Annotated in this window: 11 protein-coding genes and 1 pseudogene; 2 read left to right on the forward strand and 10 right to left on the reverse strand. The window is 61.0% G+C overall.

Annotation, left to right across the window (positions count from 1 at the left end):
- From CH293_RS05900 to CH293_RS05915, 4 genes and pseudogenes are all read right to left on the reverse strand, one after another.
- Positions 1-204 (reverse strand): annotated as a pseudogene (locus CH293_RS05900) (hydroxypyruvate isomerase); the annotation flags it as partial.
- A 5-nt stretch (positions 205-209) separates the two neighbouring features.
- The gene (locus CH293_RS05905; RefSeq protein ID WP_037113007.1) at positions 210-1,637 is read right to left on the reverse strand and encodes an NAD-dependent succinate-semialdehyde dehydrogenase; all 1,428 of its coding nucleotides are present in this window, start codon (positions 1,635-1,637) and stop codon (positions 210-212) included.
- Positions 1,634-2,905: an iron-containing alcohol dehydrogenase gene (locus tag CH293_RS05910; protein ID WP_094719640.1), complete on the reverse strand. Its 1,272-nt coding sequence runs from the start codon at positions 2,903-2,905 to the stop codon at positions 1,634-1,636. Before CH293_RS05910 ends, CH293_RS05905 begins: the two co-directional genes overlap by 4 nt.
- On the reverse strand, positions 2,902-3,915 hold the full coding sequence (locus tag CH293_RS05915) for an Ldh family oxidoreductase (RefSeq protein WP_217900742.1): 1,014 nt from the start codon (positions 3,913-3,915) through the stop codon (positions 2,902-2,904). The genes CH293_RS05910 and CH293_RS05915 overlap by 4 nt, the downstream gene beginning before the upstream one ends.
- A gap of 125 nt (positions 3,916-4,040) precedes the next feature.
- Between CH293_RS05915 and CH293_RS05920 the strand changes: the two genes are divergently transcribed.
- Positions 4,041-4,829: an IclR family transcriptional regulator gene (locus CH293_RS05920; RefSeq protein WP_052059536.1), complete on the forward strand. Its 789-nt coding sequence runs from the start codon at positions 4,041-4,043 to the stop codon at positions 4,827-4,829.
- A gap of 121 nt (positions 4,830-4,950) precedes the next feature.
- Entirely contained in the window at positions 4,951-6,342 is a 1,392-nt protein-coding gene (locus CH293_RS05925) for an MFS transporter (RefSeq protein WP_094719642.1), read from the forward strand.
- Positions 6,343-6,498: 156 nt separating this feature from the next.
- Here CH293_RS05925 and CH293_RS05930 read toward each other — a convergent pair whose 3' ends face one another.
- The 6 genes from CH293_RS05930 to CH293_RS05955 all read right to left on the reverse strand — a co-directional run bounded on the left by CH293_RS05930 (position 6,499) and on the right by CH293_RS05955 (position 12,545).
- Positions 6,499-7,521: a Gfo/Idh/MocA family protein gene (locus CH293_RS05930; protein WP_094719643.1), complete on the reverse strand. Its 1,023-nt coding sequence runs from the start codon at positions 7,519-7,521 to the stop codon at positions 6,499-6,501.
- A gap of 8 nt (positions 7,522-7,529) precedes the next feature.
- On the reverse strand, positions 7,530-7,973 hold the full coding sequence (locus tag CH293_RS05935; RefSeq protein WP_141217143.1) for a heme-binding protein: 444 nt from the start codon (positions 7,971-7,973) through the stop codon (positions 7,530-7,532).
- A gap of 92 nt (positions 7,974-8,065) precedes the next feature.
- Positions 8,066-9,091: a sugar phosphate isomerase/epimerase gene (locus CH293_RS05940; protein ID WP_094719645.1), complete on the reverse strand. Its 1,026-nt coding sequence runs from the start codon at positions 9,089-9,091 to the stop codon at positions 8,066-8,068.
- Between the two features lie 54 nt (positions 9,092-9,145).
- The gene (locus CH293_RS05945; RefSeq protein WP_217900743.1) at positions 9,146-10,009 is read right to left on the reverse strand and encodes a hypothetical protein; all 864 of its coding nucleotides are present in this window, start codon (positions 10,007-10,009) and stop codon (positions 9,146-9,148) included.
- A gap of 114 nt (positions 10,010-10,123) precedes the next feature.
- Positions 10,124-11,404, reverse strand: a complete 1,281-nt coding sequence (locus CH293_RS05950) for an MFS transporter (RefSeq protein WP_037113002.1) — start codon at positions 11,402-11,404, stop codon at positions 10,124-10,126.
- A 52-nt stretch (positions 11,405-11,456) separates the two neighbouring features.
- Complete coding sequence (locus CH293_RS05955; protein WP_094719646.1) at positions 11,457-12,545, reverse strand: Gfo/Idh/MocA family protein; 1,089 nt, start codon at positions 12,543-12,545, stop codon at positions 11,457-11,459.
- Positions 12,546-12,608: the final 63 nt, after the last annotated feature.

Consider the following 12,608-nt stretch of genomic DNA (forward strand, 5'->3'; position numbering starts at 1 on the left):
GTTCAGTCCGGTCAACCGAACGCCTGCATCCCGGACGGCGGAGACGAACGCGTCCACATCACGGTCGCCGGGAACCGGAGTCGGAAACGGCCACCAGAACTCCACGGCGTCGAACCCCGCCGCCTTCGCAGCAGCCGGTCGCTCCAGCAGCGGAACGTCGGTGAACAGGATGGAGCAGTTGACGGAACACGATGACAGAATCAGGGAATTCACAGATCGACTCCGATGTACTTCTCCTCCAGGAATTCGAGGATTCCCTCAGAACTCCCCTCTCTGCCGAGTCCACTTTGCTTCATTCCGCCGAACGGCGCTGCCGGATCGCTGAGCACACCCTTGTTCACAGCCACCATCCCCGCCTCGATTCGTAACGACGCAGACAACGCAGCACCTTTTTCTCCGTACACGTATGCGATGAGACCGAAGATGGTGTCATTGGCCATACGGATCGCGTCGTCGACCTCGTCGTATTCGATGATCGAGACGACCGGTCCGAATATCTCGGTACGGGCTATCTCGCTGTCGTGAGCGACCCCTCGGAGAACAGTCGGCTCGTAGAAGGCCCCACCGTCGAGAGACTTTCCACCGCAGACAATCTCAGCTCCCTCTTCCACCGCGCGATCGACAAGGTCGGCAACCTTGTCTCGCTCCTCGATGGAGACGAGAGCACCGAGTTGGTTGGACCGATCGGAGCCGGGACCGACGGTCCACGTCGAAAATTCCGACACCATCCGCGAGATGAACGATTCGCACAGCGAGGAATGGATGTAGAAGCGATTGGCAGCAGTACATGCCGAGCCGCCGTTGCGCATCTTCGCGACGAGGGCGCCCTCGACTGCCATGTCCACGTCGGCGTCGGGCAATACGACGAAGGGTGCGTTACCTCCCAACTCCATCGACGAACTGATGACTTGGTCTGCCGCTTCGTGCAGCAAAACGCGTCCAACCTCGGTCGATCCGGTGAAGCTCAGCTTGCGCACCGCAGGATGGTGCAACATTCTGGACACAGCAGGACCCGTCGGGACGGGCGTCACCAGGTTGACCACACCCGACGGCACGCCGGCTCGTTGGAGTGCGTCGACTACGAAGGCAGCAGCAAGAGGTGTCTCTCTGGCAGGTTTGAGCACTACGGTGCACCCCGCAGCGAGAGCAGGCGCGATCTTGCGAGTAGCCATTGCGGCTGGGTAGTTCCACGGCGTGACGAGGAGCGCGACACCGACCGGCTCGTGGGTGACGATGATGTGTTTGTCGTCGGAGGGAGATCGGCGAAAGTCGCCGTGAACCCGTGCGGCTTCCTCGGAATACCAGCGAAAGAACTCGATCGCGTACTTCGCCTCGCCCAGAGCATCAGCGAACGATTTGCCGTTCTCCAGAACGATGATCTCGGCCAGTCGCTCGATATCGTCTCGAAGAATCTCGAACGTAGCTCGAAGCAGCTCGCTCCGATCCCGCGGCGACGTCGTCCGCCAGTGCTCGAGCGCACTTTCTGCAGCAGCGACAGCTGCGTCACAATCAGCGTCGTCTGCTACCGCGAATGCGGTCAGTTCCTCACCGACAGCGGGATTCACGACCGGAAAAGTCTTGCTGGAGCTGCCGTCCCTCCACTGCCCGTCGATATGCAGCTGACTACGGAATGTCATGCGTGGATCCTGTTCTGATCGTTCGTTTCTTCGGAGACGGGCCGGGCGCGGTCACCGTCGAGAGCCGCTCGGACGATGCGTCCGATCAGCTCCGGTGTCGGGGTGTCGCTCGAGTTCGCCACAAGCCGTTTCACAGTGAGAGAGAGTTCGACGATTCGGGGAACGTCCGCGTCCGTGACGCCTATCGAGCGCAAGTCCGATGGCAGACCGATCTCCTCGAATACCCCTGCGATGGCGTCGATCGCAGCTCGGGCAGCGGCCTCCGAATTCGATTCCCGAAGACCGAGAGCCTCGGAGATGTGCGCCAGCTGTGGAACGCAGGTCGGCAACACCGCATCGAGCACGTACGGCAGGAGCAAGCCCGTGCCCAAGCCGTGCGGTGTATGGGTTAGTGCACCGACCGGATACTGGATAGCGTGCGAGAGATGGGTGCCGGCAGAACCGAAGGCCATCCCTGCCAACAGACTGCCCTGCGCCATTGCACGTCGCGCGTCCAGGTCGTTCCCGTCCCGTACTGCGCGGGCCAGATTGGGCACGATCAATCGGATGGCTTCGAGGGCCAGAGGGGAACTCAGCAGATTTCGGCCCACGAAGACTGGTAGTTGCGCCGACCAATCAGCTGGACGTACTGCGGCTGTGTATGCCTCGACGGCATGAACGAGTGCATCCGCACCAGAAGCCGCAGTGACCGATGGCGGGGCGCCGATTGTGAGAAGTGGGTCGACGATGGCTACGCAGGGAACGAGATACGGACTCGAGATTCCCACCTTGAGGTCCCGGTCCGGATCCGTGAGAACGGCAACACCGGTGACTTCACTCCCGGTACCCGCCGTCGTCGGAACCGCGACGACAGGCAGCACCGGGGACGGAATCGCATTCTCGCCGTACCACGTGTCCAGTGCACCGATGGTGCTCAGTCCCAGAGCAATCAGCTTGGCGAGGTCGATCGCGCTTCCACCCCCTACGGCCACCACGGCATCGGCACCGGAATTGCGGTGTGCGGCGATGAGTTCTTCGACGTGCTCGCGCGGAAGTTCGGGAACCACCCTGGCCTCGACTGTGACGTCGACATTCAGAGACGCCAGTTCCTTCAGGATTCCATCGAGTTCAGGCGAGTCCAGCAGGAATGGATCGCAGACCAGGAGCACGTTGCTTCCCAGTCTCGAAGCCTCGACTGCGACTGCCGAGAAACTGCCGTCTCCGAACAAGATTCGGTCGGGTAGTCGAAGCACGCCGTGCGCTGTCGCTCCGGTTTCGTCTGTGGTCATGAGAGTCCGCTCCCTTCGGCCAAACGGTGCGCGTGCACCCACACGGCGGAATCGACGGGCACGCCATGTGCACAACTCTCCGATCGTGTACGTCGTGCTCGGTCACCGGGAACATCCACCGCTGTCGATGCGCCCCCGCTGGCTCGTATCTGTGTGAGGTAATCGGTCAAGAAAGGTAGAACTGGTCTCAAGCCAAGGGCATCCAGGCTGATCACGACGAGCAGATCGCCTTTCGTGACCGGATGCTCGGAATCGAGAGTGCCCAGGATGTCAGCGCCGTACGCAGTCTGCGTCACCGTCGCGACGAGCGATTCGATCGCGACGCCCAGCGCATATCCCTTGGGCCCGCCGAATGGAGACAAAGCGCCGAAGTCTGCTGCTTCCGAGGCATTTCGGGTAGGTTCGCCGAATCGATCGGTTGCCCATCCGTCAGGGAGAGCCCGCCCCTTGGCCGCGTAGTCGATGATCTTGCCCATGGACACAGCAGAAGTGGACATATCCAGGGTCAAAGGTTCATCGGCAGTCGGTATCCCTACTCCGATCGGGTTCGTACCGACCGCACGAGAGCGACCGCCCCACGCGTGTACGAGCGCCTCGCTCGTAGTGAGCAGCAAACCGATACAGCCCTGTCGAGCAATACGTTCGACGTAGGGTGCGAGCATTCCGATGTGGCTCGACCTGGAAATCGCCGCCATAGCGATGCCGGTTCGCGCCGCACGCGCAGAAACTGCTTCTATTGCGGCATCGAGCGCGACTGGACCGAAGCCCATGTTTCCGTCGACGGTCAGCGACGCCTCGGCTCTCCATTCGAGACGTGGCGTTGCCTGCACATCGATCAATCCCCGACGCATCCGTTCGACGATCACGGGGAGTCGACGCAAACCATGCGACGGATGGCCGCGTAATTCACCCTCCACCAGTGCGTCTGCCTGCAACACTGCAGTTCCAGTTGTGGCACCGTGATGTTCGAGCACCCTGATTGTGAGTTCCCGTAGTTCCGTCTCGCTCACGACCGTGGAGAGTTCCGCTCCCAACATAGGTTCCGTCGTCAACTTGTCTCCTATAGTGAATTGCGGTCTCTGACAATTGCGGTGATCGTGTGCGTCCATAGTTCAACGAAGCTGGGAGATCTGCCATGGCCCGTCCTGCAGAGCAGGACGACTTCGAAAAGTCGTCTTTGTTCCGAGGCCTCACACTGCTGGAACAATTCGAGAGCCCCGGACAAATCCTCAGCATCAGTCAATTGGCCCGCCAGTCGGGCGTACCGAAATCCACGGCGCATCGACTTGTGCAGAATCTCGTTGGCTGGGGTGCACTCGAACGCTGTCCGACCGGTGTCAGACTCGGTGCGAGGCTGTTCGAATTGGGAACTCTCGTAGCGGCTTCCACGTCCTTGCGAGATCTCGCGATTCCGTATGCACACGCCCTGCACGAGGTCACCAAACTGACCTGCAATCTTGCCGTACGAGAGGGGGACGAGATCCTCTACATCGAGAAAATCTCGACACCGGCGATGAGTGTTCCTCACTCTCGCCTCGGCGGTCGCGCACGAATGCATGCAACAGCTTTGGGCAAAGCAATACTCGCTTTCAGCGAACCCGCCTTCGTCGACGATGTGTTGTCCAAGTCCCTGGCAGCGCAGACGCCCAAAACCATCGTCGACCCGAATCGGTTGCGTAAGGAGCTCGCCGAGGTCCGGAAAGCGCGGGTGGCGTACGACGTAGAAGAATCGCGGTTGGGAATATTCTGCGTGAGTTCACCCATCTTCTCCGGCACCACCGGCCCAGTGGTCGGAGCGATCTCGGTGACAGGAGCGACTCAACTCGCCACAGCTCAGAAGTACGCTCCGACGGTGACCGCAACTGCACTCGGTTTGTCAGCATCTCTGCAGCCGCGCAGATCTCGCGGTCACGTCGAGCCCTGAGAGCTTTCCTCGAAAGTCGACGGCGTTTGCGTCCCGCTCCGTGGTACAGGTGTAGATCAGCCCCAATGAGGCGGGTATCACTGATACCACCCAACTGTTGGGCACATCACAAAGGAGCTCCATGGATACCACGCGCAACTCCCCCGAGGAACCGAACCTCACCACCCTGGGGCCAGAGGGGCAGCGAAAGACAATCAGGAAAGTTCTCCTGAGGTTGGTGCCCATTCTTGCGCTCGGCTACTTCTTCAATGCGCTCGAGAAAACGAACATCGGGCAGGCCGGGTTGCATATGAACGCCGCCCTCGGACTCACGGCCTCCATGTTCGGCCTCGCTGCCGGACTTCTGTTCGTCGGGTACGCCCTGTTCGAGGTTCCGAGCAACCTCATGATGATGAAGTTCGGCGCGCGAAGATGGTTGGCGCGCATCATGATCACCTGGGGAATCTGCGCATCCGCGACAGGATTCGTGACGAACGAATGGGGCCTCTACGCTGTACGCTTCCTACTCGGAGTAGCCGAGGCCGGCTTCTATCCGGGAGTGATCATGTATTTCGCGCTCTGGGTTCCGAGGGAATATCGCGGAACGATGTTCTCCCTGTTCGTGCTCGGCGGCACGAGCGCCGCCATCCTGGGTGGACCACTGACCGGGTTCCTCCTCACCCCCGACAGCTATTTCGGGATAGAAGCATGGCGAGTGATGTTCGTATTGGAAGGTGTCCCGGCCGTCCTCGTGGGTATCGCGTGTCTGTTCGTCCTTGCAGATCGACCCGGCACCGCAAAGTGGTTGTCCGAGCGGGAGCGCGATTGGCTCGAAGGAGCCATTGCCCAGCAGGAGGCCGACATCCCAGCGAGCCACGGTGCCAGTGGGGCCCTGAAGTCGCTACAAGACCCGCGAGTCGTCGTCCTGTCGTTCATCTACTTCTGCCTCAAATGCGGCCAGTACTCCATCCTCTTCTTCCTCCCGCTGATCATCGCCGGCTTCAAGACGTCCTCACCCACCGGCCTGTCCAGTCTCCAGATCGGTCTCATCACCGGACTGCCTGCACTGTGTGCGATCGTTCCCTCGATCCTGTGGGCGCGCCACTCCGACAAGACGCAAGAGCGACGTTGGCACGCGACTATTCCCGCGCTCGTCGGAGCCGTCGGTATCGGTGCGTCGGCGCTGGTCGACAGCCCCTTGATGATCATGGTTTTCATATGCCTGGCCATGGTCGGTCTGGTTTCCCAGAGCGCCTCGTTCTACCAAATTCCCGGACTGTTCCTCACCGGAGCCGCCGCTGCCACGGCCATCGCCCTGATCAACTCGCTCGGCAATCTGGGCGGATTCGTCGCTCCCACGATGTTCGGAGTCATGAAGGACGCCACCGGCGGATACCAGGTCCCGAGCTTGGTCATGGCCGGCGTGCTTCTGGTGGGCGCCACGACAACCGCCCTACTGCCGGTGATGTTCAAGTCTCTGGCGCGCAAACCGGCGCCCGTGGCGCCGAACAAAGAGGCAGTACAGCAGTTGTAGACCCTGCAGACGACCACACCGCAAAGATCCGGAGCGCCGATCGACGACGCTCCGGACCTTTGCCGTATGGAAGAAATGTCGCACTGACTACTCGCCATCTCACCGCGGAAGACAGGGACGCTTCCCCGCCGTGACTCCGATGGACTACGTACGCTGCTACACGGTGACCAATTGACCGTTCCGGCTGGCGGACAGACGTATCGCGTCGAGACATTCCGCATTGCCCAACGCGTCGGTCAGGTCGACAGCGGGCCGTTCGCCGAGGGTCACGCACCGAGCGAAGTCCTTCAGCTGCAAGGCGTACTGCGGCGCCCGCACGAAGTCGATGTCGGAAGCCTCACTGTCTCCGAACCGGTAGCTGAGTCTCGCAATTCCGTCGGCGCCTGCGTGGACCGGATTCAACACATCGATGTAGCCGTTCGAGCCCATGATTCGAACGGTCGATATCCGCGGTGCCCGCGCGTCGACCATGATCTGGGCTGTCCCGTCACCGAACTGCAACTGGGCGCTCACACGGACATCCACACCGCTGGGAAGATCGACTGTGTTCGCGGAAACCGAGGATGGCTCGCTTCCGAAAGCCATCCGTGCGATGTTGACGCCATAGCTCGCAACGTCCAGCAGGATGCTTCCCTGGCCAGGAAGAGTCGGGGGTTGCACTGGCTCGGGGAAGTCCAGCGACATCGACCAGAGGACGTGACGAATCGCGCCCAGACTGCCGTCCTCGATCCGTTGTTCGATCCATTGCCATTGCGGGTGATGCCGAATCATGAAGGCCTCGGCAACCACTCGGTCGTTCGATGCAGCAATCCCCTGCCTCACCTCGGCAGCGTTCAAAGCGAACGGTTTCTCACAGAGGACGTGCTTTCCTGCTCGCAATGCCCGAATCGTCGCGTCCACGTGGAGGCTGTGTGGCAGAGCGATGTACACCGCTTCGACAGACGCATCTGCCAACAGCTCGTCGATGGTCGAGTAAACGGCACGAAAGCCGTGACGATCGGCGAATGCAGCAGCCTGCTCGTGCCGTCGGGCGTAGACCGCAACTGGGTCGACGACCTTTTCCGAAATCGCCTGCGCCGCCACATCGTCCGAGATCGAGCCCGCTCCGATGAAGCCCCAACCCAGCACGGAGACATCGTCGTCGACGACGCCACCCTGCCCGACCAGTGTCGAATCCATACTTGCACTCACTTTCCGTTCTCCGCCACACCGATCGCACGAAGCGCGGCTCGCGCACACGCGACGTCGACATCACCAGGTCCGCCTGAGACGCCGACTGCACCGACCAACACCTCGCCGTCCCAGATCGGCACTCCCCCCGGCAGGATCGTGAAACGGGGTCGTCTGAGGATTGCGTCGCGAGTCGACTGATCCACCGTCACCAGCCAGTCGCCCAGTTCCTCGGTGCCACGACCGCCGAAACTTGCAGTTGTCCAGGCTTTGTCGTGAGCCAACGGCCCAGACCCCTGATGAGCACCGTGCATCTTGAGATAGGCCACGGACACCGCAGAGCTGTCGACCACATGCACACTCACCGTCGACCCGGCAGCTGCAGCACAGTCTGTCGCTGCTCTGATCATGGCGTTCAATGCGTCGGTACTCAACTCGAGTGAGCTCGCTAGGTAGGTCAATGTTTCTCGCTCCTCGTGTGGGCAGTGCTGAAGGATGTGTCATGTGCGGCCCGATACCGCTTGCGGCCGGTGGAACTGTGCACGGTCACTGGTTACTGGTTACTGAACGAGCTGTCGAAAGAGTGACTGGGGCGTTCCCACAACAGGTTTCGTACGAAGTCCACAGCCTGCGCCGCGCCGTGCTGACGGTCCATTCCGGCGTCCTCCCACTCCACCGAGAACGGTCCGTTATAGCCGATTGCGCGTAGCGCACGGAAGGAGTCTTCCCACGGGACGTCGCCGTGGCCGGTCGAAACGAAGTCCCACTGTCGCCGCGGGTCACCCCACGGCAAATGTGAACCCAGTATGCCGGTTCGTCCGTTCGCCGGGCGAATACGAGTGTCCTTGCAATCGACGTGGCAGATGCGATCCTGGAAGTCCCAGATGAAACCGACGACATCTATGCCCTGCCACAGCATATGCGACGGATCCCAGTTCACCCCGAACGCCGGATGTCCGTCTATTGCTTCCAGGCTCCGCATCAATGTCCAGTGATCGTAGGCAATTTCGGAGGGATGGATCTCGTGCGCATACCGAACGCCTTCTTCGGCGAACACGTCGAGGATCGGTGTCCATCGACGGGCGAAATCCTCGTATCCGTCGTCGATCACGGATTCCGGTACAGGCGGAAATTGCGCCACGTAGGGCCAGATCTTCGAACCGGTGAAACCGGTGACGACCGAGGCACCGAGACGTCGCGCAACACGTGCCGCGCGCTTCATGTCCTGCGCGGCACGTTGGCGAACCCCCTCCGGCTCCCCGTCACCCCAGGTGTAGGGCCGCACGATGGCCTCATGCCGGAAATCGATCGGGTCGTCGCACACAGCCTGGCCGGTGAGATGATTGGAAATTGCATGCACCCGAAGTCCGTGACGTTCCACGATCTCCAACCTTTCACCGAGATAGGCAGGATCCTCGTCGGCGCGCAGCAAGTCCAGGTGATCACCCGACGCAGCAATCTCGAGGCCGTCGTACCCCCACGATGCCGCCAGGCGTGCAACGTCCTCCAGAGGCAGATCTGCCCACTGGCCGGTGAACAGCGTCACGGGCGGGGTCGTACTGCGCGATACTTCGGTCATGACCGTCCTCGATTCGACTGAAATTGCCCTGAGCGACAAGTTGTCGCAGAGTGATCAGAGTGTTGACGGGTACGCGAAGAACGCGAATCGGCGTCCGTCCGGAGCCCAACTGTTGCAGTTCATCGTCCCCTGACCGCCGAACAACGTGACCACGGTCCTCGATTCGCCACCGTCGCTCGGCATCATGCGCAGCTCGATGTCCACGTCCGCCGGGTGACTGATCGAACCCGGTGCGTAGCTGATGTAGACGAATTCGGTGCCATCGGGCGTGAAGTGCGGGAACCAGTTGACCCGTTCGTCGAAGGTGAGCTGTTCGCGCTCCGTGCCGTCCGGGCGCATACGGAAAATCTGTGCATGCCCTGCGATCTCGGCATTTTCTTCGGAGTTGTAATAGATCCACTGGCCGTCACGCGAGTATTCGGGACCGTCGTAATCGTTCACGCCGGTGGTGATCTGATTGTCCGGCCCTCCACTGGTGGAGATCGTCGCGAGGTTTCTGCGTGCGCGCGGCTCGTCACCTTCCGGCTCGACCGAGACGTACGCGAGCGTCGACTCGTCCGGCGACACTCCGTGCAGCCAGTAACTGTAGTGCTCTTCCTCCGGGTGCTCGTTCGAAATTCGTCGAACGTCACCTCCCTCGAGGCTGACGCAATACAGATGACCGCCCGCACTGAAATAGACTCTATGCCCGTCCGGTGAGACAACGTGATCGTTGTTGACATCGACGACGTCGCCGATGTCGATGGTTTCCGGCTCTGCGGTGCCGTCGGCGAGCATTCGCAACAGGCGTCCGCGATCGTCGTTGATGATCAACCACTTGCCGTCGGGTGTCCAGTTCGGTGACTGAACGAGGGTATCGAACTCCCTCAGCACCGTCTCGGTTCCCGACACCACATCGGCGATGATCAACTGCGACACTTGATTGTCCTGCAGCCTGTCTCGGCCAGGATAGCGGTCGACCTCTATACCTTTGGAATTGCGCGAAGAAATCAATGTATTACTTTCTGTACAAGGTGTGTTGGTCGGTGAGTGTCAGGCCGGGGTTTCGGAGGCGACAACACGAGCAGCCGACTCCTCGTCCTCTACGGATGCGCGCCCATGCGAGGACGAGTTGAAGAAGACGATCATGATGGTCGCAGCGACGGCCGTGATCCCCCCGACGATGTACCACAGGGGATTCCACGCAGCGAGATCGGTGGACGAACCGACGAACGTGTTGAACAGCTCGCCCGCAACGACGGATCCCACTGCGTTGCCGACGCCGAACGAGATGAAATGGATCAGCGCCTGTCCCTGAGCTCGTGATTCCGAACGCGACGCTGCGTCGGCGTACATGAACGCCGCGAGTAGAACGAAGTCACTACATACTCCGTGGAGCGCGACGATGATTACGACCAGCCAGATGTTGCCGTCCGTCATGGCGAGTAGCGCCACTGCTCGCACGACCCAGGCCAACAAACCGACCGTGAGGACCCATTTGATTCGGAACCGCCGAAGAATCAGTGGAATGAGCACGAGAGCGACGATTTCGGTGGCCTGCCCAATTGTCATGAAAGACGCGACGTTGGGAACGCCTGCCAGTTGCAGGTACGTCGAACCGAACGAATTGTAGATCGAAATCGGTACCGCAGCGAGCAGCAGGCAGATCACGAGAACGGTGAAGCTCCTCTGCCGAAACATCACGAAGGCCTTCGCCCCGACGACGTCACCCCAGACGAACTTGGTGCCTCGCGCCGGAGGTGGCGTGTTCGGCAGAGTGAGCGCATAGACAGCGAGGATCAGTGACAGCACCCCGCCGATGTAGAAAATCGAAGTACTGGCCGACAGTCCGTTCTGACCGATGAACAATCCGACGATGATCCACCCGGCAGTACCGAACGCGCGAACGAAAGGAAATGAGTTGGAGTTCTCGGGCGTATTGGCGAACACGATGTTGTTCTGCGTTGCGTTGGTGGGCTGGAAAATCAAGAGGTAGATGAACATGACCACCAGAAACAAGGTGGCGTTGGAGTCGGTGATCAGGGGCGGAATCGCGAACAGAATGGCACCGCTGATCGCGTAGAGGGCGGCAAGAAACCGTTGGGAGGCGAAGAACCGGTCCGCGACCGCACCTGCCAGAAGCGGTGAAGCCATGGCGCCGACGGCGGCAAGTGAATAGGTGAGGCCGACAATCGAATTCAGTCCGTTCGAGGTGAGAACGAGACCTAGCGTGGCCCACCACGATCCGTAGGCCATATAGGCAAGGAGCATCATCACGGACAGGCGGCCGAACATCGTCGGTGCGACGCGATGCTGCGAGAGTTGAGTGGTCATGTCGTTCTCCGAGGAGGGTGTGCGTGGATGGGGAGGGTTGCGTTCGTTCGGATCAAGCGGCGCGAAGGTGGGCAGCGCTCGTCTCGATCCATCGGTTGCCGGCTGCGGAATCGAGTACCGCGTCGGTCAGCTGAACTGCTCGTAATCCGTCTTGGAAGGTAGGGAGTCCCTCTACGCCTTCACCCCGGATTGCGCGATGTACGTCGGCCACGAAAGCGCTGAACGCGTCCACGTACCCGAGAGGGTGTCCGGCGGGCACCACGGACAACCGCGCAGCGTCGGACGAGAGCAGCCGCGGCTCCCGCGGGAGCATCGTGCCTCCGTCCAGCGCGCCGAGCCACAAGTCGTCGGGGTGCTCTTGATCGAATGCCACTGTCACAGTGTCCGTGCTGATTTCGAACGCCAGCTGATTTTTACGTCCAGCTGACACTTGCGAGATCAATACCGATCCGATCGCCCCGCCGTCCATCTCGAATATCAGGGTGACGGCGTCCTCGGTCTCGACGGTTCGGCCACCTCGTGTGGGTTCGACTATCGATGTGCGCGCGGCGAGACGAACAATCTGCCTACCGGTGACGAATTCGAGTGCATCGACGAGGTGCGATCCGATATCTGCGAAGGCGCGCGATCTGCCGCCGGAAGTGGAATGGACTCGCCAATTGTCCGAGGTGCCGGTGAGCCAGTCCTGCAGGTACCGACCACTGATCGTCAGTACTCGGTTGCCGGTGATCCGAGCGCGAGCTTCGCGGACCATCGGATGGAACCTGTAGACGAAGGGGACAGCGTTGACGACCCCGGCGCGGGCGGCCTCGGTGGCCAGCGCGAGCGCGGCAGCAGGGTCGGTGGCGAGTGGTTTCTCGCAGACCACGTGCTTGCCTGCTCGGACCACGCTCATGGCTTGTTCCGAATGCAAGGCGTTAGGGGTGAGGATGTGAACGACGTCGATGGTGTCGTCGGCGAGTACCGCGTCCAACGTGGGGTACGCCTTGTCGATCCCGAAGCGTTCTGCAGCGGCTGCGCCGCTCTCGATCGAAGATCCGACGATGCCGGAAAGCCGCGCGCCGGCGGACCGCGCAGCCTGCACATGGGTTCGGCCCATGAAACCGGTACCGATGAATGCTGTGGAGATCGCGTGGTTCATTCAAGTCCTCGAAAGAGCAGGTGGGGCGCGTGACGCAGTGACGCAGTACACAGCTTCTGGTTG

Source organism: Rhodococcus sp. 14-2470-1b (genome assembly GCF_002259415.1).
Classification (GTDB): domain Bacteria; phylum Actinomycetota; class Actinomycetes; order Mycobacteriales; family Mycobacteriaceae; genus Rhodococcoides.